13 protein-coding genes and 6 pseudogenes are annotated in these 24,302 nt (G+C 64.5%); 8 read left to right on the top strand and 11 right to left on the bottom strand.

All coding sequences use genetic code 11. The features are described 5' to 3' along the window. The 3 genes from XBLMG947_RS08420 to XBLMG947_RS08410 form a co-directional block, all read right to left on the bottom strand. A partial coding sequence (locus tag XBLMG947_RS08420; RefSeq protein WP_139074380.1) for a transposase occupies positions 1 to 247 on the bottom strand: 247 nt, incomplete at its 3' end. 125 nt (positions 248 to 372) lie between these two features. Continuing rightward, positions 373 to 4,218 carry a LamG-like jellyroll fold domain-containing protein gene (locus XBLMG947_RS08415; protein WP_065467670.1) on the bottom strand — a complete coding sequence of 1,282 codons (3,846 nt, stop codon included), beginning with the start codon at positions 4,216 to 4,218 and terminating at the stop codon, positions 373 to 375. A 366-nt stretch (positions 4,219 to 4,584) separates the two neighbouring features. Continuing rightward, positions 4,585 to 7,365 (bottom strand): TonB-dependent receptor, encoded by a 2,781-nt coding sequence (locus XBLMG947_RS08410; RefSeq protein WP_065467662.1) that lies wholly within the window; start codon positions 7,363 to 7,365, stop codon positions 4,585 to 4,587. Positions 7,366 to 7,652: 287 nt separating this feature from the next. Between XBLMG947_RS08410 and XBLMG947_RS08405 the strand changes: the two genes are divergently transcribed. Next, positions 7,653 to 8,675: a sugar kinase gene (locus XBLMG947_RS08405; protein ID WP_065467660.1), complete on the top strand. Its 1,023-nt coding sequence runs from the start codon at positions 7,653 to 7,655 to the stop codon at positions 8,673 to 8,675. A 250-nt stretch (positions 8,676 to 8,925) separates the two neighbouring features. Here the strand turns inward: XBLMG947_RS08405 and XBLMG947_RS08400 are convergent. The 3 genes and pseudogenes from XBLMG947_RS08400 to XBLMG947_RS23355 all read right to left on the bottom strand — a co-directional run bounded on the left by XBLMG947_RS08400 (position 8,926) and on the right by XBLMG947_RS23355 (position 12,058). Beyond that, positions 8,926 to 9,212 (bottom strand): annotated as a pseudogene (locus tag XBLMG947_RS08400) (hypothetical protein). 555 nt (positions 9,213 to 9,767) lie between these two features. Beyond that, positions 9,768 to 10,976 (bottom strand): enoyl-ACP reductase FabV, encoded by a 1,209-nt coding sequence (gene fabV / locus XBLMG947_RS08395; RefSeq protein ID WP_065467658.1) that lies wholly within the window; start codon positions 10,974 to 10,976, stop codon positions 9,768 to 9,770. A 332-nt stretch (positions 10,977 to 11,308) separates the two neighbouring features. Beyond that, positions 11,309 to 12,058: a hypothetical protein gene (locus XBLMG947_RS23355; protein ID WP_209437470.1), complete on the bottom strand. Its 750-nt coding sequence runs from the start codon at positions 12,056 to 12,058 to the stop codon at positions 11,309 to 11,311. Between the two features lie 534 nt (positions 12,059 to 12,592). Here XBLMG947_RS23355 and XBLMG947_RS24130 point away from each other — a divergent pair. The 5 genes and pseudogenes from XBLMG947_RS24130 to lldD form a co-directional block, all read left to right on the top strand. Further along, positions 12,593 to 13,941: pseudogene (locus XBLMG947_RS24130) on the top strand (nSTAND1 domain-containing NTPase); the annotation flags it as partial. Continuing rightward, a pseudogene (locus XBLMG947_RS08385) lies at positions 13,938 to 14,393 on the top strand (methyltransferase family protein); the annotation flags it as partial. The pseudogenes XBLMG947_RS24130 and XBLMG947_RS08385, both read left to right, overlap by 4 nt. A gap of 214 nt (positions 14,394 to 14,607) precedes the next feature. Continuing rightward, positions 14,608 to 15,030, top strand: a complete 423-nt coding sequence (locus XBLMG947_RS08380; protein WP_065467656.1) for a DUF2141 domain-containing protein — start codon at positions 14,608 to 14,610, stop codon at positions 15,028 to 15,030. Between the two features lie 25 nt (positions 15,031 to 15,055). Beyond that, positions 15,056 to 16,573, top strand: coding sequence for a carotenoid oxygenase family protein (locus tag XBLMG947_RS08375; protein WP_065467655.1), 1,518 nt, complete (start codon positions 15,056 to 15,058; stop codon positions 16,571 to 16,573). Positions 16,574 to 17,160: 587 nt separating this feature from the next. Next, positions 17,161 to 18,327 (top strand): FMN-dependent L-lactate dehydrogenase LldD, encoded by a 1,167-nt coding sequence (lldD, locus tag XBLMG947_RS08370; RefSeq protein ID WP_065467653.1) that lies wholly within the window; start codon positions 17,161 to 17,163, stop codon positions 18,325 to 18,327. Positions 18,328 to 18,527: 200 nt separating this feature from the next. Here lldD and ku read toward each other — a convergent pair whose 3' ends face one another. Together ku and XBLMG947_RS08360 are read right to left on the bottom strand one after the other, a co-directional pair. Then, entirely contained in the window at positions 18,528 to 19,487 is a 960-nt protein-coding gene (gene ku, locus XBLMG947_RS08365; RefSeq protein ID WP_065467651.1) for a non-homologous end joining protein Ku, read from the bottom strand. Beyond that, a complete protein-coding gene (locus XBLMG947_RS08360; RefSeq protein WP_065467649.1) occupies positions 19,487 to 19,885 on the bottom strand; it encodes a hypothetical protein in 399 nt (132 codons plus the stop codon). Before XBLMG947_RS08360 ends, ku begins: the two co-directional genes overlap by 1 nt. Positions 19,886 to 20,036: 151 nt before the next feature. Between XBLMG947_RS08360 and XBLMG947_RS08355 the strand changes: the two genes are divergently transcribed. Beyond that, the gene (locus tag XBLMG947_RS08355; RefSeq protein ID WP_065467647.1) at positions 20,037 to 20,216 is read left to right on the top strand and encodes a hypothetical protein; all 180 of its coding nucleotides are present in this window, start codon (positions 20,037 to 20,039) and stop codon (positions 20,214 to 20,216) included. A gap of 91 nt (positions 20,217 to 20,307) precedes the next feature. On the opposite strand, the gene XBLMG947_RS08350 is transcribed toward XBLMG947_RS08355, so the two are convergent. Together XBLMG947_RS08350 and XBLMG947_RS08345 are read right to left on the bottom strand one after the other, a co-directional pair. Further along, on the bottom strand, positions 20,308 to 20,643 hold the full coding sequence (locus tag XBLMG947_RS08350) for a DUF779 domain-containing protein (protein ID WP_065467645.1): 336 nt from the start codon (positions 20,641 to 20,643) through the stop codon (positions 20,308 to 20,310). Positions 20,644 to 20,882: 239 nt separating this feature from the next. After that, positions 20,883 to 22,318, bottom strand: a pseudogene (locus XBLMG947_RS08345) (aldehyde dehydrogenase family protein). Here XBLMG947_RS08345 and XBLMG947_RS24025 point away from each other — a divergent pair. Further along, positions 22,290 to 22,763, top strand: a pseudogene (locus tag XBLMG947_RS24025) (hypothetical protein); the annotation flags it as partial. The pseudogenes XBLMG947_RS08345 and XBLMG947_RS24025 overlap by 29 nt on opposite strands. Before the next feature lie 199 nt (positions 22,764 to 22,962). On the opposite strand, the pseudogene xopAP reads toward XBLMG947_RS24025, so the two are convergent. Continuing rightward, positions 22,963 to 24,249 (bottom strand): annotated as a pseudogene (gene xopAP / locus XBLMG947_RS08340) (XopAP family type III secretion system effector). Positions 24,250 to 24,302 lie beyond the last annotated feature (53 nt).

Raw genomic sequence — 24,302 nt, 5'->3', positions numbered from 1 at the left:
AACGATGCCACACCCCGTTGGCTTGCCAATCACGCAGCCGACGCCAGCAGGTCATGCCGCTGCCATAGCCGAGTTCCAAAGGCAGGTCTTCCCACGCAATGCCGGTGCGCAGCACATAGACGATGCCGTTGAGGGCCTGCTGATCACTGAGACGAGGTCGTCCACCTTTGGGGGAAGGCTTGACCTGCGGAATCAGTGGCTCGATGCGCTTCCACAGCGCAATAGGGATCTCTTTGCGACGTGTCATGCCGGCAATGTTGCCGCCGACTCAACAAAATTCAAGGGTTTTGTTAGCCGCTCTTAGTGGCTTTGCCCTCATCCGCCCTTCGGGCATCTTCTCCCGCGTGCGGGAGAAGGGCTTGGTGTGTTGGGTTATTGGCTGTTTTGTGCGGTTGCCGACTTGGCCGGGGTGGGTAGCGCGAGATTATTGTTGAGGTCGGTAATCTCTGGCACGTTGCCTTCGGTCACCACACGCACCTGTGCGGTCTTTAGATTTGCCGCGTTGGTTAGCGGCAGGCGTACCTGGGTGATGATTGGCTGCAGATTGCGTGGTGCCGCGAGTGCCGGAAACCCCACCCGCGCCAGCTCCTTCCCACGCCCATCCTCCAACACCACAAACCCGGCCGGTGCATCGGCGTGGCCGAGGCTGTGCACAGTCACCTCAATGCCGTCTGCGGTCACGCGCACATCGCCGTGGCCGATGCCCAGGTCCGGGCGCAGTTCGACCGGGGTGGTGGCTGCGATGCGTTCAAGCTGCAGGACGGTGGTGCGGCCTGCGGGGAAATCGATGTCGATGGTCACGCCTTTTTCGAAAGCGACCTCTTGCGTCTTGGCGGTGCTGTCGAGCTTGCCGTCATTGGCTTTGCTCACGCCTTGGATGATGCGCCATTGGCCCGGGGCGACGTTCCAGCCGGTCATGCTGGCGCGCTGCGCCTTGTTGGAGGTGTTGTAGGCGATGACGGTGAAACGGTCTTGCCGGGGTGCGGGGATGGCGATGGCCACTTGCGTGGCAGCTTCCGGGTCATTGAAGCGCCAGCTCACGGTGTGGCCGGGGTAGGTTTGATTGCGCTTGAGGGCCACGCCGCCTAGGCGGGCGCGTTGCAGGTTGACCGTGGGGGATTCCACGCGGTCGCTCCACCAGTGGCCTTCGGTGTTCATGTAGAAGTTCTGTAGTTTCTCCCGCGCCTCGCTGCGGTAAATGGCAGCGAGATACTCGAGGTTGCCGGTTTGCTCCCAGGCCACATGGTGCGGGAAGTCCGGAGCGCTGCCGTCGCCCTTGTTGGCGGCGTCGATGAGTTTGCCGCTCCAGTCGCTGCGCTTGCCCATGACATCGAGAAAGTTTTCGTTGAGCAGCGATAATCCATTCGGGCCGCTGTTGGCGACCCGGTAATCGATAGGCTTGAGATAGCGCGCATCGCCGGTGAAGCGGTAGGCGGCCCAGAAGGTGTGCAAGGTGTCGGCACCGCCGCTGCCTTCGAACAGTTCGCCGCCGCGGGTTTTGCCGGTTTGCCAGTTGATCTCGTTGGGCAGGGCCCAGTTGCCCTTGGCGTTGGTGTAGGCGTGGGCGAGATAGCCGTCGGCTAATCCTGTGACGATGCGGCGGCTGTTGGGGTCGGCGTTATAGCCGCCCAGCAGGATGGCCGGGTGCACGATGGGGAAGGAATACGGTTTTTGCCATTGCCAGTTGGGCTCGCGATAGACCTTGCGGCCGCCGAACCAGTTGCTGGCGAATAGCAGGTGGCCTTGCGGGTTGACCTGGATGATGGTGTCGAAGGCCTTGACGGTTTGCATCAGGCGCTCGACGGTGCGCGGATCGCCCCAGTTGAGATATAGCAAGGCACTGTTGAGGTTGATGCCTTCCTCGTAGGAATGCAGCTCGTCGGTTTCGATGGTGGACAGGCCGTTGGTGAACATGCCGTTGCGGTAGTTGGCATCGGACAGCGCCAGCATGGAGGCGTTGAGGATGTCCGGGTCCACGCCCATCAGGGCGACGCCGGGCCATTGCTGCACCAGATCCGAATCGTCGGAAATGCCGCCGCCGAAATCGCCGTAGGCCACCTGGCGCTGCTCGATCCACCAGCGGATGTAGCGGCGGGTGGCGCTGAGGTCTTGCAGCTGCCAGAACGCCCAGGCGGGAATGTCCTTGGGGACGGTTGGCATGTCCACGGGCAACGCGCCCTGGTTGGCGTAGCTGATGTCGTTCCAGTATTCGCGTCCAAGCGCGTTGTCCGGGTCGACGCGCAAGAGATCGGTGATGTCGGCGTCCAGCCGCTTGTAGAGCAGCTGGCGCTTGGAGGTGGTGTGTTCTTCCACCAAAAAACCCCAGTTGTCCTTGACCTGGTTGAAGCGGTCGGCCACGTGTTCCTTGATGGCCTCGGCGCGCGGCTTGAACACCAGCTGCAATTGGGTGCCATCGAGCGCGTTGGCGTCGAAACCTGGGGCGGCAGCAGCGATGCTGAGCATCAGGCTGTCGTTGCTCAAGATTCTGTCGCGCAGATCCAGCCACAGGGTGCGCGCCCGGCCGGGGACGACCGCGACCGAAACGTCGATCATGTCGCGCGCGGGCCAGATGGGGTCCTTGATGCGGATATTGAGCGGGATGCTGCCGTTGTGGGTGGCCGGCAGGTTGAGCGCCGGCAGCGTAATGGCGATGCCATCCAGGCCGTCGTGCATGTTTTCCCAGCCGTAGGACCAGCTGCGCATCAGTGCCTGGTCCGGCGGCGGGTTGCCCAGGCTGGAGGGCACCAGGATGTGCACGATGGGCTGCTGCGCGCGTGCTGCGGCCTTGTCGCTGGGACGCTTGCGTGTCGGCGCCTTGGTGGGCAGCGCGATCACCGTCTGGCGCTCGCTCGCTGGATAGCGGCCAACGATGACAGCGCGCAGCTCAGCGAGGTTGTCGTAGTCGGGCTGGATGTCGCTGCGCACGGTGTAGCTGAGTTGCGCGCTGCCTTCGGGCACCTGGCCGGGCTGCACGTCGTAGGCCCAGATTTCCTGGATGGGAGTTTCCTGCGCGGTGTTGGCAAAGCGCAGCGTGCCGCCGCGGCGCTCGGGGAACTGGTCCACGCTGCGCACCACGCCTTGCTGGCGTGCAAACAAGGGCTGCGGCTGTGCATCAGATGCGGCGTAGGTGGCCTGGCCGTAGGCGGCACCGCGTAGTTCGATGCGGTTGAAGCGCTCGTCCGGCAGGGTGAGGTCGAGTGCCTTGCCGCCTTCGACGTAGGTGTTCCAGTCCGGCAGCTCGAAATAGTCGTCGCGCCCGGGCAGCCGCGAGCGGTTGTAGACGCCCGGCCAGGTGGTTTCGGCGATACCGTCGGTGGCCTTCCACATCCATTGCTTGAGATCGCGCGCGTCGGCGAATTCGACCTTGCGGATGCGGGTGACCGGTGCGCTCAACGTGGGCGGTGCGTGGCCGTTGTCCCAGCCGTAGCGGTGCAGGAAGGCGGCGTATTGGGCGTCCGCCGAGGTGGCTGGTGCGGTGCTGGGTTCCTGCAGGCGCGCGAGTGCGCTGGCACCTGCGCCGTCGAGCATGCGGTCGTAGATGCGGATCTCGTCGAAGTCGCTGCCACGCAGGAAGTTGTAGCGGCTCTGCACCTGGTGCGGCGACATCACGCGGCCGGCCAGGCCGAACTGGTCGAGTGCGGCGTCGAAGTCGAGCGCGCCGCCGTTACTGCAGGCTTGGCCACAGTCCACGCGTGCGGCCTCCTTGCCGTCGACATACAGACGCACGCCGCGGGTTTCGTCCCAGGCAAACGCAATGTGGGTCCACGCGTTGGCAGCGGGGTTCTTGTCGAGCTTGAACGAGACGCGGGTGCGCGCGAGGTTGGCATCGGTGACGAAGGCATCGAAGCCGTGGCCATTCCAGTCGATGCGCAACCAGGACATGTCCCAGCTGGTGTGGTCGGCATAGCCGACGCGGAAGATCACGAACGGCGCCTCGCCGACCGGGTAGCGCGAGCGCCAGAAGAAACTGAGCGTGCCACGCTGGGTGTAGAGGTTGCCGGGCGCATTCCACGACAGCACGCCGTCGTCGGCCCATTCGATGGCATTGCCGCGTTTGCCGGTGGGCACCAGGGTGATCTTGTCGCGGAAGTTGGGCACGCCATCGCCGCGGGCGACATCGGATTGCAGACTGCGATCAGCCGAAACGCGGAACAGCAACTCCGGGGTCTCGGCTGCCGCCGCAGTGACCGGCAGCGCAAGCATTAGCAGGACACCCATCCAACACGTCAACACGCTCACTGCCTTACTCCTCAAAAGCATCGCCGCACGGGGTCAGCGTGCGGCGAATATTCGATACTGCGTGACGTTGGCAGCCCCACGCCGGCAGGGGTCTGCCACCTGTATTGCCCGGCGGAGCGATGGTCTGCATAGACTACGCGGTGCCGGCCTGCCAGTGCATCGCACAGCGATCGCCAACGCATGCACGCTGACGACCAGGACGGCGCGTCGTGCGCGGCGCAGCCGGGTTGCGATGCACACCACTGCATGACGCGTAGCGGTGTGCGGCCAGCGACGCGCCGTACGGATGCATTGAAACGTTGGTATTACGCCCGCGACGCGGTGAGCGCTGCGGGCAGACACCCCTTAGAACTTGTAGCGCAGGCCCAGCAAGTATTGGCGGCCGCTTTCGGTGTACTGCAGCGGCAACTCGCCGGTTTGCGGTGACGACACCCATTCGTCGGACGCTTCGTTGGTGAGGTTGAGGCCCTCCAGGCTCAGCTCCAGCTGCTTGCTGATCTTGTAGCGCAGCGAGGCGTCGATCATGGTGGTGCCGGTCATGCCGTGCACGCCATCCACGTTGAATCCCGCTTCCGTGCCGGGGGCCTGGGTCAGGTAATCGTCGCGATTGGTGGCCGAGATACGGCCGGCGAAGGTCTCGCCCTCGTAGAACAAGGTGGCATTCCACGACGAGCGCGACAGCCCGGTCAGATCGTTCTTCATCACCGGTGCGCCGGTGCTGGACAGATACTGGATCTGCGAATCGACCCAGGTGTAGTTCAGTTGCACGCCCAGGTTTGCCCACTTGCCCGGCAGGAACGTAAATGGCTGGACATAATTGGCTTCCACGCCCTTCAACTCGCCACCGGGTGTGTTCAATGGAATGCTGAAGGTGAAGTCGTCGTTGATGCTGGCGCCGGTGCCATCCAGCAACTCGACCGGCAGGCTACTGCTGGAATACGGGCGGACTTCGCGTGCGGTCTGGATGAAACTTTCGATGTCCTTGTAGAACACACCGACACCCAGCATCGCGCCCTCGTTGAAGTACCACTCCAGGCCAAGATCGACGTTGGTGGCCTTGATCGGTTCCAGATCCGGGTTGCCGCCGGACACCGTGCGTGCACCACCGGCCACGGCCACGGTCACACCGGGCGTCAGACTGCCCAGGCCGGGACGCGACATCACCTTGGCCGCGCCCAGACGCAGCAACAGGTCGGGAGCGAGCTCGGCAACCAGGTTGAATGAGGGCAGCGTGTTGTCGTAGTTGCGGCCAACCGTGGTCAGCGCCGGTGCGTTGTTGATCAACGCATAGCCGGTGGACTCCTGCTCGGTTCGCACGTAACGCACACCGAAATTACCCGACAGCGGGATGGAGCCGAGGTCGGTGGAGAACTCGCCCATCAACCAGACGCCGCGGTCCTTTTCTTCGACACTGCGGGTGTTGTTGACACGCGGCGCCACGGCGAAGGTCCCGGTGTTGCTGTAGACGCCGAGCTGGTCGGCCACCGCATCCAGATGGGGCACGACCCAGTTGGACGGGCTGCCATTGATGCCCTTGAGTCCGGACAGCGCGGTCAGGTCACTCGGCACGATGCGGGAGCCATTGGCAAAGGTCGGCACTGCAACCTCGCTGGCGCGACGCAGTTCGACCGTACTGAACGTGTAGTCCTTGGCCAGCACGCCGCCCTTGAGGCGGAAGCCGGGGCTGATGTTCCAGTTGAAGTCGATCTGCGCCGTATCGAAATCGTTGTCGACTGTCTGCGGACGCAGACGAATCTCGGCCAATTCCCAACCGGCAGGGTCGGTCGGGTCGATGCCGTAGTTCAATACCGGCGCACGGTTGTTGCCACGATAGTCGTAGCTGTACCCGTCGACGTCGTACTTGTCCATGATGATGGTGGTCTGCACCGGGTTCTCGTGCGCCGAGCGCGAGGTACCGATACGACCGGACACGGAGAAGGCATCGCTGAAGCGGTGCTCCAGATCCAGGCTGATCTGCTTGAACTCGGTGTTCCACTCGTCGTGACGGTTTTCCGAGCGGACATCGACGTTGTCGAATTCGCCGTAAACCAGCGCGTTGTTGCGGATTTCGCCGTTGCGCACGATGGTGGCGGGCTTGCCGTCGCGATCGGCACGACGCGGTGTGCCGCTGTCGCGACCGCGGCTGAAGGAGATCGCCTCGAGATAGTGCTCATCGCGCGTGGCGTCGATCTTGGAGGACAGCGCGTCCAGTGAGACGGTGGTGCGGTCGGTGGGCTTCCACTGCAACGAACCGGTGATGCCCAGGCGTTTCTGGTCGTGTTCCATTTGCACATAGCGCGGGAAGCGCGGGTGGTACACGTCCGTCGAGCGCGCAGCGGCGAATGGCGATGCCTCACTGAAGTTACCGTTGCTCGGACCATTGGCCCAGCGGCCGGTGTTGGAGCCTTCCTCTAGGACCTGGCGCTCGGTGTAGGCCACCGACAGCAAGGCGCCAAAGGTGTTGTCGGCCCAGGTATTGGCGATCAACGCGGCCACACGCGGGTTGGCCTTCTCGGCCATGGCGTTGTAGGCGGCCTGGGTGCTGGCGGCGAAGGTGAAGCCGTTGTAGTCGAACGGGCGCGCAGTGCGCAGGTCGACGGTGGCGCCCAGCGAGCCCTCTTCCACATCGGCCGAGGCCGTCTTGCGCGCGATCAGCTGCGAGAACAGGTCCGAGGCGAACACGTTGAAGTCGAAGCCACGGCCGCGGTTGGTGCCGCCACTCTGGTCGCCGGCGCCCACGGTGGTGAGCGCTTCCATGCCATTGATGCGCACGCGGGTGAATTCCGGGCCCAGGCCACGCACCGTGATGGCGCGGCCTTCGCCGGCATCGCGGGTGATCACCACGCCGGGGATGCGCTGCAGCGACTCGGCCAGGTTGAGGTCGGGGAACTTGCCGATGTCCTCGGCGACGATGGCATCCACCACGCCGGCTTCGCCGCGCTTGATGTCCAGGGCCTTCTCAACGCTGGCGCGGTAGCCGGTCACCGTGACAGCGTCCAGGTTCACGGCGGGCTCGGCCGGCGGTTGGGCGGCGTCTTGTGCGGCGGCGTGGCCGCTGAGCGCCAGACAGATCGACAGTGCAAGCAAGGTAACCGGTGTCTTCCGGTTGGTGGTCCGAAATTGCATGTCCTCCCCTCCCAAGGGTCCATGAACAATGTGAAATGGCGGGTTGTGAGCAGCAATGACACCGCTGGTCAAAACGACGTTACCAGCTGAATCGCCCCGTAACATCTTGCAGCGCAGCAGAAAACGCCACCAAACTTCGGAGAAAGGGGGGCTGGCCGTCACTTCAGGTCGCATCATGGCTGTGGCAGCCTGCATTTCACGAAAGCTAGAATGACACCGATGGTCATCACACTGCGTGGTGGTTGCCGCCCTTCCGTCACGCATCACCCAGCCGAGGTAATTGCCCAATGAGCCGTGCCCGTATCCTGTGTTTTGGTGAGTTGTTGCTGCGCCTGGGGGCGCCTGGTCATGAGCTGCTGCTGCAGCAGCCTCGGCTGGACGTGCACTGCGGTGGTGCGGAGGCCAACGTTGGTGTGTCGCTGGCGCATTTCGGTCATGAGGTCGCGGTGGTCAGCACGGTGGCGGACAACCCGTTGGGTGCGGCGGTGCTGGGCGAACTGCGCCGCCATGACGTCGATACCCGCCACGTCCGGCGGGTGGATGGCCGCATGGGCCTGTATTTTTTGACCACGGGTGCCATCCATCGCCCCAGCGAAGTGATCTACGACCGCGCCGATTCGGCGTTTGCACTTGCACCGGCCGATGCGTACGACTGGCCGCGCCTGCTGGAGGGCGTGCAGTGGCTGCATTTGTCCGGGGTCAGCCCGGCGCTGGGTGCGGAGGTGGCGCAGGCCACGTTGGCAGCGGCACGCGCCGCGCGTGCGGCGGGGGTCAAGGTGTCGTTCGACGGCAATTACCGGCCCAAGTTATGGCAGCGCTGGCAGGGCGATGCGCGCGGCATCCTGCATCAGCTGTTTGAATGCGCGGATGTGGTGTTTGCCGATTACCGCGATATCGGCGTGGTGCTGGGCGGCGAGTTTGCACAGGACACGCTGGAAGCACGCGTGGAAGCGGCCGCACAGCAAGCCTTCGCGGCGTTTCCGCAGCTGCAGTTGATGGCCTGCACGCAACGTGTGGCGCATAACGTGGACCATCACAGCCTCGGCGCGATGCTGGTGCCGCGCGAAGGCGCGGTGGCACGTGCACCCAGCGAAGAACTCACCCCCATCATCGACCGCATTGGCGGCGGCGACGCGTTTGCGGCCGGCGTGCTGCATGGCCTGATCGAGGGCTGGTCGCTGGACGACACGGCGCGCTTCGGCCTGGCTGCCGGCTGTTTGAAGCATTCGATTCCGGGCGATTTCAATCCGCTGTCGGTGGCCGATGTGCAGGCGTGCGTTGGCGATGCGCGGTTTGATGTGAAGCGGTGAGGAGCCGGGAATCGGGAATCGGGATTGGGGAATCGTAAAAGCGGTTTTCTGTGCTCTGATTTTTTATATGGTGGTGGGCGCACCTGGAGCGATTTGTTGCGTTGTTGCGCTTGCTTGTGGCTTTTGTTGTGCGGGTACTGCTCGTCTCAGGTTGTGGGGGTGCCGTGGCGTCTTGATTGCGCTGCGGCACTGGGCCGGGCCGGGGTAGTTGCACGGCAGTGCTGCGGTATTGCGCGGGTGAGCAGCCGCTTCAGACCGGACTGCGCGTCCGGCGGCGTCCGGTGATCCACTTGATCGCCGCGCTCAGCGCGACCACGCAAACCGAGGCAGGGATGCTGAAAAACACCGCAATCAGCAGCGCGTCCTGCCAGGGTGGCGCCGAGCCATCCTGCATCACCGCAGCGCACACGACCGCGGTGGTGATCGCAAGATTGGCGATGGCCTTCAGTGCCCATGCACGCGGATAAAGCGCATCAGCACGGCGCAGACAGTGCTGACGAGAAAGGCCAGGACGAGATGGGCGATCAGTGTGTCCATTGGGTGCCGGGATCGGTGAGGTGCCGCTCGGGAGTGGCGCCAGTGTCGCTGAAGTAGCGGCGCGTGTAGTGGGGCAGCGAACAACACGCAAACAGCCCCCTTCTCCCCTCTGGAGAGGGTGCCCGAAGGACGGGTGAGGGCGCGCCCGCCCGCCGCTGCGCAATTCACCACAGTGGCAATAAAGGCATTACCCCGCTCATCGAACAAGAGCGACCAACACATCTACTGCGCAGCCGCCAGACAGGTGCTCGGTGCAAGCATGGACTACATGTGCAATACCGCCATGAATGCGCCGTCCATCCCCACCTGGCGACTACTCGCGACAGTTTTGTTAGCCCCCCTCATTCACCGGGAACCACGGCGCACCACCACTGCAGCGTGCGCTATCAACGCACGTCGATAGCGCGTCGCGCCGCAGAGCCAAGCAACATCACCACCCGCCGCCCCCAATGAAAAACGGCCGGCATCATCCGCCGGCCGTTCTCAAACGCATCGGGTCGGGAACTCAAAGCGCAGAGCAGCCGCTCTTGCGATTTCCCATTCCCGATTCCCGATTTACGCCAACTCGATGCAATCGAAGCTGACGTCCGTGGCCGCATCGGCGTCGTAATCCACATCGGTGCGCTCGAAGCCGAACAGCTTGAGGAATTCGTGCTTGTAGCCGGCGTAGTCGGTAAGGGCGAACAGATTCTCGGTGGTGACCTGCGGCCATAGCGCCTTGCAGGCATCCTGCACGTCGTCGCGCAGTTCCCAATCGTCCAGGCGCAGACGGTTTTCGTCGTCCACCTGCGCCGGCTGGCCGTCTTCGCGGTACAGGCGCTCGCGGAACAGGCGATCCAGCTGCTCGATGGTGCCTTCGTGCAGGCCCTTCTCTTTCATGATCTTGTAGACCATGGAGATGTACAGCGGCATCACCGGAATGGCGGCGCTGGCCTGGGTGACCACCGACTTGAGCACCGCCACATTGGCACCGCCACCAAGCTTGGCCAGGCGCGCGTTCAAGCGCTGCGCGGTGTGGTCCAGATCCACCTTGGCCTTGCCGAGTGCGCCATGCCAGTAGATCGGCCAGGTGATCTCGGTGCCGATATAGCTGAAGGCCACGCTGCGCGCGCCATCGGCGAGCACACCGGCGCCTTCCAGCGCGTCGATCCACAGCTCCCAATCCTGCCCGCCCATCACGGTGATGGTGTCTTCGATCTCCTGCGCGCTGGCCGGCTCGATCGAGGCCTGGATGATGGTGTCCTTGTTGGTGTCGATGGCGGTGGCGGTGTAGGTCTGCCCGATCGGCTTGAGCGCCGAGCGCTTCACTTCGCCGCTGCCCGGCAGCTTGCGCACCGGCGAGGCCAGCGAATACACCACCAGGTCGACCTGGCCGCCCATTTCGGTCTTGATCAGTTCGATCACCTTCGCACGCGCGGCATCGGAAAACGCGTCGCCATTGATCGACTTGCTATACAGCCCGGCGGCCTTGGCCTGGGTGTCGAACGCGGCCGAGTTGTACCAGCCGGCGGTGCCGGCCTTGGTCGCGGTGCCGGGCTTTTCGAAGAACACGCCCAGCGTATCCGCGCCGAACCCGAAGGCGGCGGTGATGCGCGAGGCCAGGCCATAGCCGCTGGACGCGCCGATCACCAGTACTTTCTTGGGGCCGTCAGTGCGGACGCCGCGCGCACGCGTTGCGGAAATTTGCTCGAGCACATTGCGCTCGCAACCAAGCGGATGCGTGGTGGTGCAGATGAAGCCGCGCACTTTGGGATGGATGATCAACGTGGACTCCTGGTCAGCAAGATGCTGGCGGCATCTTAGTGCCTGGGCGCGGCATTGGGGAGACCCTGGTGCTGGCGGACAACAGGCGTGCCGCAGTCGTGGCAGACGCGCATGGGAGCCGTCCACAACAGCGCTCCCCACAGTGCGGCAGGTGTCCCCCTGCCGCACAGCGCCATGCACGGCGCCCCGTTAGCCGCCATCCACCGGCGTGAGGCCCCAGACCCGGCACATGCCATTGCTGACTCAGCCAGCAGGCCGCAGCGCATTGTCGGCTGCGGCGTCTTGCGGTGCCATCCACGCTTGCAGGGACTCGGTGGATGAGTGGCAGGCCATTAGCGCGACACGTGCGCAACAAGTGTTTCGATCAATGCACGGGGATTATCCCTAACCTGATAGGCATTATAGACCGCTGCATGACTCACCGGTTCGTTATTGGCAATATCTTTAAGTAGATTTCCCACCTTCGTCCTCTGCCATTCATTCATTCGTACCGGATTTACCATCGTCTCATAATTGAACAACATACCCATCGCCAGGTTCATCACCTCGCGAGGGATGTGCGCATGGGATCCAGGCAGGGTGCTCTCCCCTGGCGCATAGGATTCTGATGCTGACGCTCGGACAGCCTGATACTGCGTGCTAGTGAAATGTTCGAGTTCTCTCCTGCATTTCTCTAGCATCTCAGCCAACTCATCCCTGGATCTAGTCCTGGTATTACCTGCAAGTCGATCTTGCGCATGCTGCACGCCTTTGGCGGCTCTCCGATACGTGCGCTCGAGTGCGGGATTATTCGCACATTGGTTTCTGACATTAATCAGATTTGGGAGTATCTGATTCTGAATATCACGATTTCCCATATGCTCTTGGTTGGATAGCGCCCGCGGAGGCGACGCGGGGCGGCTGGCAGGCGACGTGGGGCGGCTGGACAATCCCGCAAAGCGCGGATTGACGTCTGAGCCGCGCCGTGACCTGTCAGCATCTCTATCTCTGCGCTGGTCGTTTTCGGCCGCGCGAGAACTTGAAGAAGAACTGCTGGATCCAAACAATCGTCCAATTCGACGCACTTTTTTCTCCTCATTCAAATCATGGGGCGCATATCAAAATACGATTTCGAATCCATGTCCCGGCGAGCAGCGAAAGCATGATGCCTCGACCGAAACGCGTGTCGGCTTGACGAAGAAACGTTCAGCATCGTGACCTTGCAGATGCGGCAACGATCAGCGCGATGAGACTTGGGTATCAGGCGCATGGCGCACGCCGCAGCAGACTGTGGCGCGGCGCCGAACATTCGCTGTGGCCGTTGAACGACCATCGCGGCACCCGTTGGCCACCCGTCTTGCACTCAAGGGCGACCGCCGCCGTCCGTTTCCGATGATCATTTCCGCCGCTTCCGACTCCCGCGCCGCCGCCGAAGCACGCGTGCCGCCCTTCCTGTTCCATTACATCGATGGCGGCGCGCATGCCGAGCACACCTTGCGGCACCGTGACGAACAGCGACCACAATCGCCTTACGCGGCAGCGAGCTGTGCTATTTTTCGGCCCTGCCGTGCCGTGCCTGGTCGCGCCTGTTGGCGATTGTCGAGGCCCCCTCCAGTTGTGCGGCCGGTATCCGAGCGATGTCGCTTCGAAGCGAGCGCGTCACGCAGCTGGGCTCCGTTCCGCGGTTCCGCCTTGGGCCATTGCTGGTCGGGCCGGAGCGGCTGACGCTGATCGACGACGGCCAGACCATCACGCTGGAACCGCACATGATGGAAGTGCCGATCGCGCTGGCCGAGCGCGCCGGCGAGGTCGTCAGCGCCGAGCAGTTGTTGATCGAGGTGTGGCACGGCAGCTTCTATGGCGATAACCCGGTGCACAAGACCATCGCCCAGCTGCGCCGCAAGCTCGGCGACGACAGCCGTCAACCGCGCTTTATCGAAACCATCCGCAAGCGTGGCTACCGGCTGCTACCCAAGGTGGTGTTTCCGGACGATTACCGCGGCGCGGTGATCGGCACGCAGGCGTGGGGGCACGGCAACCCGTACTTGGGGCTGCAGGCATTCGACCCGGCGCATGCGGACGTGTTCTTCGGCCGCAGCCATGCGATTGCGCAGGTCGTGGGCGCGTTGCGCGCGCAGTTGCACAGCCAGCGCGGGCTGGTACTGGTGAGCGGCGCCAGCGGCTGCGGCAAGACCTCGCTGCTGCGCGCCGGCGTGGTGCCGTTGCTGTGCCAGCCCAGTGGACTGGACGGCCTGGAAGCCATCGCGGTGGCGTACTGCAACCTGGCGCAGTGCCGCGGCGGCGACGTACTGGACACGCTCGCACGCGCACTGGGCGAATGGGCACCGGGCGAACGCGCAGTGTTTTCGCCGGCGCAGATGGCACGCCTCACCGAATGGCTGCAGCAGCCTGCCCTGCTGCATGCCGCCATCGACGAGGCCATGCGCCAACGCGCCCAGCGCGCGATAGCACGCAGACCCAACGCCATCTGCTGCTGGTCATCGACCATACCGAAGCGATGGTGGCCACGCCCGGCATCAGCGCCGCCGACCGGGCTGCGCTGGCCGCAGCGTTGCAGGCGCTGTGCGCCAGTGCGCACGTGGCCGTGCTGATGCTGATCCGCAGCGATTTTTATCCGCGCCTGATCGATGCATTGCCGGATATCGTCGAGCTCAAACGCGGCGATGGACATGTGGATCTGCTGCCGCCACGCGATGGCGAGATCGGCCAGATCATCCGCGTGCCGGCGGCGATGGCCGGGCTGCGCTTCGAAGAAGACCGCAGCGGCGCCGGCCGCCTGAACGACGTCCTGCGCGATGCCTTGCCGTTGCTGCAACATCTGCTGCATGCCCTGCATGCGCAACGCCGCGACGACGGCGTGCTGACATTTGCGGCGTATCGCGCCCCGGGTGGGCTGGAGGGCGCGCTGGCGCATCATGCAGACTGGACGTTTCGCGCATTGCCTTCCGATGCGCAGGCCGCGCTAAACGCCTGTGGCGCGCGTTGTTGTCTGCGGCGTTGGCCGTTGCGGTGGCGCTGGCCTACAGCGGCCCGGCGCACTGGCTGCAGGGTTGGGCGGCGTCGCTGCAGTGGGCCGGCTGCGCCGATCAGCAGCGGCCTGGCGTTGCGCGTGTGGGCCATGCAGGTGCTGGCGCGCTGGTTTACGGTGGATGTGGCCATCCAGCCCGATCACCCGTTGGTGCGTCGCGGCCCGTATCGCTGGCTGCGCCATCCGTCGTGCACCGGCGCGCTGCTGACCTTTTACGAGCTGACCTGAGCATGGGCAATACGTTGTCGGTGATGGCGATCGTGGTGCCGGTGACCTGGGCCTTCCTGCACCGCATTCGCATCGAAGAGGCCGCGTTGCAGCGTACCTTCCCGGTGGCTTACCCGGCGTATGCGAAGCAGAGCCGGTACCTGTTGCCGCTGGTGTGGTGATGGCGGAGACAGCAGCGGCGCAGTGCATGCGTGTCAGGTGCTTCGCTTGCTTGCACACAGGCTCGGCACGCACCACGTGCAACCAGGCGTACTGCTGCGCGCTGGTTCAGCTGTGCGCGGGCCGTTCTGCGACGGCCGCCACCGCAGCCGGATGCGCGCGCGGCGTACTATCGGGCCCAGCGCGTGGCTTGCCCACCATTGCCAGGAAAATTGCATGCTTGCCCGTACCTATGTCGTTGTCGCACTCGCAGGCCTGCTCGGCAGCGCCAGCCTACACGCCGCCGATCTGGACGTGGGCGTCAGCGGCTTGCGCTCGCAACAAGGCAAGCTGCGTATCGCGGTGATCGCCTCGGCAGCGCAGTTGGATAGCGCACAGCCGCCAGTGCAGGCGCAAACGCTGCCGATCGCCAGCAACACGCCGCATATCCAGTTCAAGAATCTTCCGCCAGGGCGTTACGCGGTGATGGTCAATCACGACGAAAACGCCAACGGCAAGCTGGACACCAACCTGATCGGGATGCCGGTGGAAGGTTATGGTTTCAGCAACAACCCCACCGGCATGCGCAAGCCCGTGTTCGATGAGATCGTCTTCGACCTGCCTGCAAACGGGAAGCACATCAACGTGCAGATGCGCTGACGCCAACACGCAAAGGAGCAACGCCATGCACCGCCGCCGCTTCCTGCAATCGCTTTTGGCCGCGACCGGCAGCGCCGCGCTTGGCGGCTGGGCGTTGCGCAGCCTGCCTGCGCAGGCCGCAGAAGCGGCATCGTTTCATGCGCAGCTGCAGCGCACGCCCTGGCTGCTGGGCTGGCGCAGCGTGACCAGCCCGACCCTCGGACCGAGCACCGCAACGCTGCAGGGCAAGCTCCCCGCAGGTCTTGTTGGCAGCCTGTATCGCAACGGCCCGGCCTGGACCGAGCGCGCCGGGTTCCGTTACCAACACTGGTTCGATGGCGACGGCATGGTGCATCGCTGGCAACTGGGCGGCACCCAGGTGCGGCATCTCGGGCGCATGGTGGCCACGCATAAATTCACCCAGGAGCAGCAGGCTGGGCGTTTTCTGTATCGCGCCGCCGGCACCTCGGTGCCGGACATGCAGGCGGCGCGCAACAACGACGACGTCAACACCGCCAACACCTCGGTGACGATGCTCAATGGCCGCCTGTTCGCGCTCTGGGAAGCCGGCTCGGCCGTCGAACTGGACCCCGATGCGCTGGACACCATCGGCCCGGTCACCTGGCGCGATGACCTGGCCGCGATGCCGTTTTCCGCGCACCCTCTGATCGACCGCGACGGTAGCGTCTGGAATTTCGGCTCCATCAACGTCGTGGGCTCCACCGGCGTGGTGCTCTGGCATCTGGGCGTGGATGCGACGCTGCGCAACGTGCAGCTGCTGCACACCTCCGCGCCTGCCTACATGCACAGCTTTGCGATGACCGATCGCCATCTGATCCTGGTCATGGCGCCGTATCGGCGGCTGGACGGCGACGGCGCATTCTTCGAGCAACTGCGCTTTACGCCCGAAGCGCCATGCCGGATTGCGGTGGTGCCCAAGGATGCGCTGGACCAGCCACGCTGGTTCGAGGCCGACTTTGCGGTGGCCTACCACGTTGCCGACGCGTATGCGCAGCGCGACCGCATCGTGGTGCGCGCCATCGTGTATGCCGATCCGGACGAAGCACGCTCGCCGATGCGTGCGGCCATGCACGGCGACCCGCACGCCGCACCGTCATCGGTGCAGCTACGCAGCCTGCACCTGAACCTGGCCAGTGGCGGTGCGCACTGGCAGGTACATCCGGTGGACAACCTGGAACTGCCGCTATTCGACGAGCGCACCCCACGCACGCAGGGTGCACGCCTGTACGCGCCGTGCATCGATGGCCCCAACCAATCGCCTTTTCTCAACGCCGTGGCCAGCTACGACCTGGAACGCGACCGCCGCCAGGTGCATCGCTACGGCGCGCACGTGCTGGCCGAAGAACATGTGTTCGTACCCAAGCCCGGCAGCACGCACCCTGACCAGGGCTGGCTGGTGGGAACGGTGCTCGATACCCGGCGCGCACGCACCGGGTTGATGGTACTGGACGCCCAGCACATCGATGCCGGGCCGATTGCGCAGGCATGGCTGCCTTACTCCATTCCGCTGGGGTTTCATGGTCACTTTGTGGCGGCTGCGTAGCGCGGCCGATGAGCTGGCCGCGGTTGCGTCCACGGCAGGCGACAGCGCCGTCCGGCGGGCGACGCATGATGGGTTGCGAACGACAGGGCCATCACCACGCTGACTAACAACGTGGCCGTTTTTTTGCCATCCGCCTTGTGGCCGACCTCCCGGCGCCCCTGTTCGACCCTCTCAAGCATGACCTCCCGTTCGGCCTGGAGCGGCGCGACGGGGCGCTGCGAAACGGCCGGCAGCGATTGCTGCTGCGAGCTTCGCAACGCAGGCCAGCTGCAGGCTCTGTCAGTCGTTGAGGCCAAACACTCGCACGATACGCAGGTGTTTCTGGCTTGCCACTGGCAATTGCTCTCGGGAATCGCGCTTGCGCAAGCAGTCATCAATCGTTTTCTGTCGTGTAGAGCAGCTATGCGACACAGCGCCGCTGCGTGCCTGATGGGCTTAGCGAACCCACCAAGGCAGCACGCGCGGCGGCGCCCGATGCATGCCAAAAGCGACGTCGTGTCACGCCAACCAAAGCACCGCCACTGCCCCCGCGCTACACCGATCGCCTTACACTCGGCGACTCACCCGCCGCCGCCGTCACGTCTTCGATGATCATTTCCGCCGCTTCCGACTACCGCGCCGCTGCCCAAGCACGGTTGCCGCCGTTCCTGTTCCATTACATCGATGGCGGCGCGTATGCCGAGCACACCTTGCGACGCAATGTCTCGGATCTGGCCGATATCGCGCTGCGCCAGCGGGTGTTGCGCAACATGTCGGATCTGAGCCTGAGCACCGAGCTGTTCGGCGAAACACTGGCGATGCCGGTGGCGTTGGCGCCAGTGGGGCTGACCGGTATGTACGCACGCCGCGGCGAAGTGCAGGCCGCGCGTGCGGCAGCGGCGCGCGGTATTCCGTTCACCCTGTCCACGGTGTCGGTGTGCCCGATCGAGGAAGTGGCGCCGGCCATCAGCCGGCCGATGTGGTTCCAGCTCTACGTGCTCAAGGACCGCGGCTTCATGCGCAATGCGCTGGAACGCGCCAAGGCAGCGGGCGTGACCACGCTGGTGTTCACCGTGGACATGCCTACGCCGGGCGCGCGTTACCGCGATGCGCATTCGGGCATGAGTGGGCCCAACGCTTCGCTGCGGCGCATGCTGCAGGCGGTGACGCATCCGCGCTGGGCGTGGGACGTGGGCTTGCTCGGCAAGCCGCACGATCTGGGCAATATCTCGGCCTATCGTGGTAGCCCCACCGGCCTGCAGGATTACATCGGCTGGCTGGGCGCCAACTTCGACCCGTCCATTGCGTGGAAGGACCTGGAGTGGATCCGCGACTTCTGGACCGGGCCGATGGTGATCAAGGGCATCCTGGACCCGGAGGACGCGCGCGATGCAGTGCGCTTCGGCGCCGACGGCATCGTGGTCTCCAACCATGGCGGGCGCCAACTCGACGGCGTGCTGTCCAGCGCGCGCGCCTTGCCGGCGATTGCCGATGCGGTCAAGGGCGATCTGAAGATCCTGGCCGACTCGGGCATCCGCAGCGGGCTGGATGTGGTGCGCATGCTCGCCCTGGGCGCCGATGTGGTGCTGCTGGGCCGCGCTTTCGTCTACGCGTTGGCGGCCGGCGGCCAGGCTGGCGTGGAAAACCTGCTGACCTTGATTGAAAAGGAAATGCGCGTCGCGATGACGCTGACCGGCACGCATTCCATCGCCGAGATCAGCGCCGATGCATTGAGCCGGGTGACGCGTGAGCAGGCCGGGGCGATATCGCCCTAGAGCGTCTAGCGACGACTGCACCCACGCCGGGCGGACACGGCGCGCCTTCGGAAATTGCATGGACACTGTGTGCCCGCCATCTCCGCAGCGCAGGCCACGCCGACCGGATGACTGCTGTCTGTGTGCTGCTTGCCGCCTTTAGCGATAGCGAATCAAGCCGCGGACTGCACATCACAGACAGACCGCTTTTTCGAGATTGCCTACCCCGCCTTGCGCCTCGGCGCAGCAGTCTTGGCGGGGGTCTTCTTGGTCGCCTTGCTCGCGGTTTTCTTGGTGGCTTTCTTCGCAGCCTTCTTGGTTGCCGTCTTTTTCGCAGGTGCGGTTGCCGTTTCGGCCGCGCTGGCCTTCCTGGCCGGCGTGCGCGTATTGGCCTGCAGGCTCTTCTGCAGCAACGACATGAAATCCACCACGTTGGTGGTGGCGTCTTCGTGCTGAGGCGGCTCCACGTCCACCGTGGTGGTACCGCCCTTGTCCTGGATGCGCTTGCGCAGGATCTTTTCCAGCTTGCCGCGGAATTCGTCGTGGTAATCCTCCGGCTGCCAGGTGCCGGACATCGACTCGATCAGTTGCTTGGCCATCTGCTGTTCCTTGGGCGTGATGCGGTAGTCGCCCACCGCGCCGGCTGGCAGCTTGTAGTCCTGCGGGTCCACCACTTCCTGCTGATAGCGCAACAGCAGCAGGATCAACGCATCGCCCTGCGGCATCACCGCCGCCAGATATTCGCGCGTGCGGATGACCACTTTGGCGATGCCCACCTTGCCGGTCTCGCGCAAGGTTTCGCGTAACAAGACATAGCCTTTTTCAGCCTTCTTGCCAGGCACCAGGATGTAGGGCTTTTCGAAATAGCGCGGGTCGATATCGGCCGCATCGACGAAGGTTTCCACCTCCACCGTTTCATGGCTTTCCGGCGAGGCGGAGCGAATGTCCTGTTCTTCGACAATGACGTAGCTGCCCTTGTCGTATTCGAACGCCTTGACGATCTCCTTCCACGGCACCTCGTCGCCGGTGTCGGCATTGACGCGTTCGAAACGGATGGGTTTTTTGTCACGCGAATCGAGCATGCGGAAATGCAGATCCACCTTGCGTTCGCCCGACATCAAGGCCACCGGCACGTTGAGCAAGCCGAAAGAAAGGGTTCCGGTCCAGATCGGTCGTGCCATCAGTGCGCTGCTCCATGGATCGCGGCTTCGGGAATGTGGTCCAACGCCAGCCAGGCGTCCTCGACAATGTCGCGCACATGCGGCCAATCCAGTCGCGATGCGCCACGCATGCTTTCCCATTGCGCGGCCAGTTCTTGCGCGCAATAGACATCGGCGCCCCGCGGCCAATCGGCGGCGTGGGTGATACGCGCAAACGCATCGGCCGGCGACACATCGCGCCTGGTGGGGCCGCCACGCCGACGGCGCTGCTGGTCGTCGGCCAGGCTGTAGCAGCGGAAGTCCTGCGCCACACCAGCTGTGTCCGACACGCGCAATGTCCGGTGCGCGCGCGTGGGTAGCGCGGGCGCGACATGGGCGCTGAACAGGCGACGGTCGGGACGGCGGTCCTGGGGGCGCATGGGCGGCTCCACGGTGCGGCATCGGGGGCTGACATGAGTAACGCCGCTGCTGTGAGCCATGCGTGAGAAATGCGCCTGCAATCCGCGATTTGCGTGCTCTTCACCGCGGGCGCGGTGAACTGCTCTTCCATCTTGCTGCCAGGAGTACGCCATGTCCCGCGACCCATTCCGCGACCAGCCCACCCAACCCGGCGAACAGCACGGCAAGCGCGATGCCGAACATCATGAAGACCGTGGTGCCGGCGATACACCCGAACGCCTGATTCCCGCAGATGAGCACATCCCGGCCAGGACACCCGGAACCGCGCCCTCCACGGCCCCGAACGACTGAGACGCGACGCGCTGACAGCTCCCGCTGAGTGCGTGTTATCGGAGGCCCGACAGGTGCACGCACCCGCCGGCCAGCGCGCCAGGCGCGTCGCTCACGCGCGGCCAGCTTGCTGCAGCCGTGCGAATTGCTCGTCGTCGAACAGCCGCGACCGCGCCAGGAAGCGCACGCCCTCACCATTTTCCAGCGAAAACATGCCGCCGCGACCCGGCACCACATCGATGATCAACTGGGTGTGCTTCCAGTACTCGCATTGCGGCGCGCTGATATAGAACGGCGCGCCGCCAATCTCGCCCAGCAAGTCGTCGCGGTCGCCGACGATGCATTCGCCGACCGCAAAACACATCGGCGACGAGCCATCGCAACAGCCACCGGATTGGTGGAACAGCACATCGCCATGCCGCGCACGCAACGTGTCGATCAACTGCAATGCCGCCGGCGTGGCCGTGACCTGTGCCGGTCATTCAATGCGTGTGCTGCTGTCTTGCGTCGGCAGACTCCCGCGGCCACCTCCGGCTGCCATGTCGAGCACGATACGCTTGCCGTGTGTACCGGCGTGCAGGCGCGCGCAGAGCGCACGCGTGCGCACCTCGATGGTCGAGGTGATCGAGGCGGGCTAGCCTGCGTACGACTACGCACGCCAACCCCTCGATCGACCGCGCAGATGTCTCAGAAAAACCCGAGCGCCTTCGGCGAATAGCTCACCAGCAGGTTCTTGGTCTGCTGGTAATGGTCGAGCATCATCTTGTGGTTCTCGCGCCCGATGCCCGACTGCTTGTAGCCGCCGAACGCCGCATGTGCCGGGTAGGCGTGAGAGCAATCGGTCCACACGCGCCCGGCCTGGATGGCACGGCCCATCCGATACAGGCGCGATGCGTCGCGACTCCAGACGCCGGCACCCAGGCCTTACAGCGTGTCGTTGGCAATCGCCGGCGCGTCGGCTTCGTCCTTGAACGTGGTCACCGACCCCACCGGGCCAAAGATCTCCGCCTGCAACACACGCATCTTGTTGTGGCCCTTGAACACCGTGGGCTTGACGTAAAAGCCTTCCGCCAGTTCGCCTTCGAGCGTATTGCGCTCATTTCCGATCAACACTTCGGCGCCTTCCTGCTTGCCGATATCGAGATACGACAAGATTTCTTCCAACTGCTCGCTGGACGCCTGCGCACCGACCATGGTGTTGGGGTCGAGCGCATTGCCCTGCTTGAGCCCCGTCACGCGCTTGAGCGCCTTTTCCATGAACTTGTCGTAGATCGATTGCTGGATCAGCGCGCGCGACGGGCAGGTGCACACCTCGCCCTGATTGAAGGCGAACAGCACAAAGCCTTGCACCGCCTTGTCGAGAAAATCGTCGTCTTCGGCCATGACATCGGCAAAGAAGACGTGCGGCGATTTACCACCCAGCTCCAGCGTCACCGGAATCAGGTTCTGGCTGGCGTACCGCATGATCAACCGGCTGGTAGTGGTTTCGCCGATGAAGGTGATCTTGGCGATGCGCGGGTTGCTGGCCAGTGGTTTGCCGGCGTCCAGACCAAAACCGTGACCACATTGAGCACGCCGGGCGGTAGCAGACCGCCGATGAGCTCCATCAACACCAGGATGGAAGCCGGCGTCTATTCGGCCGGTTTCATTACCACGCGGTTGCCGGCGGCCAATGCGGGCGCCAGTTTCGAGCACGCCATCAACAGCGGAAAATGCCATGGAATGATTTGCCCCACCACGCCCAAGGGCTCGTGGAAGTGATAGGCGACGGTGTCGCTGTCGATCTCGGAAATGCCGCCTTCCTGCGCGCGGATGGCACCGGCAAAATAGCGGAAGTGGTCTACGCACAGCGGCACATCGGCACATCGGCATTGAGCGTTTCGCGCACAGGCTTGCCGTTGTCCCAGGCTTCGGCATAGGCGAGTAGCTCAAGGTTCTGCTCGTTGCGGTCGGCGATCTTCAGCAGCGCGCTGCTGCGCTCGGTGGCCGAGGTCCTGCGCGTCGGAGCGCGCCACCGAGGTGAACACCTTGCCGGTGATCGGCGTGCTGTTGTCGAAGTAGCGGCCACCCTTGGGTTTTACCCATTGCCCGCCGATGAAATTGCCGTCGCCCGACTTGAAGATGAACTACGGAGCGGTGGCATGCGTCTTGGCGGCGGTGACGGCGTTCATCCGTGTCGCCTGCGGCGGTGGAAGAGGAAGGGAAGCGCCCACCCAGGTCAGCGGTCACCGCAAGAGCGATGGCAGATTTTCGCTGTTGCGTCACGTCATGCCCGTGCGCCGCAGCGGATCCGTCCAGCGGCTGCGCCAGGCCGACGACAGCGTACTTGGCCTGCCCGCACACGCTGAGCGACGCCGGTGCCGTGGTGGATGCCGATGCGCTGCCGGCGTATCTGCCCGGCGCGGCAAGCGGCGTGGCCACGACCGAAGCGACGCGACACCAGAGCAGGGCAGGGCGGATCGCACGGCGAACTGCAAGCGCTGCGCTTGGAGGACCGCCCTGGACAGCCTCGCCCTGGCGGCGATGCGCCAGGCGCTGGAGGCCTGCGGCGGCAACGTCGCCCGCGCCGCGCGCGACGGCGTCAGCCGCAGCACGTTGTACCGTAGCTCGGTCTCGGCATCCGCTGAGCGTCCCCACGCCGACCGCTCAGCGCTGGCAGACGCACGACGTGGGAAGCGTGCCCATCGCGACGCATTTCTTCGCTACGGTCACCGGCCAAGCAAAATCAGGCACGTTGCGCGACGCAGCGGCTACGCACGTCACAGCGTCACTGCGGCCCGGTCTCGATCGGCGACTTACGACGCGGCAGGAACGGAGCGAACAGGTCCCTGCGGGAAAGACGCGAGCCTGCAAATATCGCTGGCTACGCCTGCATGGGAGCGAAGATGCGCTGCAACTCGGCCTGTTGGATCGTGGACAAGAAATAGGGGCGCCACAGCGTCAATTCGTGGTTGTCCGCCAGATTGATCCTGCTCGCCGGTTGGTCGATAGAGGTGACGAACTGCGCGAAGCGATCGCCGCTGGCGCTGCCCGCACGCTCGGCATCGGCATCGGCATCGCTGTCGTGGTCCCAGTGCGGGTGATGCATGAACAAGGGCGTGGACTGGATCGGATCCAGCGCACGGGCGAACTGGCGCAGCGTGAACCGCAATGCGCTGTGCTCCGATTGCAAGGTATCCACATAGAGCCTCTCGATGCCCGCTTGCCCCAGGCGTGGCGGGTTGAAGGCATACACGCTGACATCGCCGCTGACCCCGTCCGCACGCAGGAAGTGGGCGATATCGAAGCCGGCGACCGTGCACGCGGCCGCGCCCAGGCTATGCCCCGTCAATGAGATCGACAGCGCCTTGCCGCTGTCCCGCGCGCGGTCCGCATAGCGTGTCAGCACGTCCTTCATGACGGCTCCGTCGGTGCGCGGCAGCTGCGCTTCGGACTGCCACCATTCCTGCCAGCCGGCTCCCACATTGCCCAGCGTCGGCAAGCGCACGTCCAACATGTTGACGTGCGGCTGGGCGATTTGGCTCTTCATATTGCATAACAGATCGTTTGCATCCAGGCGCGTGCCGGAAAAGCCCAGCACCACGACGATCGCATCGTCCGTCGCGCCCTCCCACAGTTTCAACCGCGGCGTGGACATCGGCGCATCGAGATGGAGCCCACCGATATCGGCTACCGCCGCCAGATCCGCCGTATACGCTTCGCCGGCGCAGGCGCGCATGCATTCGAGCACCACGCGGCAGTGCATCTCCCATTGCGGATCCTGCCCAGGCGACTGCGCCAATGCGCCATATACCTGAGCAATCGCAGCGGCGAGATCGGAGGTTTGCGCATGGATCTGCAGCAGGCGCGCGCTAGATGAAGGTATCGCGCCTGCCGCGACCGGACGTGGCACCGTGCGCACGCGCCTGGCGGGCGCAGCGCCGAGGCCGGCGAATACCGCCGCGCGGTCGCGCTCACGGCAGGTGGAGACGGCAACGCAGACAGGCGCGCTGGCGTCGGCGCCGGGCGACTGTACGGGCGGCAGACTTGGCAAGGACGTCGAAGTCGTTCGCATGGCAGATGCTTCCGAATAGTCCCGCCGGGATCTTAGCCGTGCCCCTGCCTGGC

Origin of the sequence: Xanthomonas bromi (genome assembly GCF_900092025.1) — a bacterium.
Lineage (GTDB): Bacteria > Pseudomonadota > Gammaproteobacteria > Xanthomonadales > Xanthomonadaceae > Xanthomonas > Xanthomonas bromi.
Note: the sequence above shows the minus strand (reverse complement) of the source record. Positions and strands in the feature narration are given on the sequence as shown.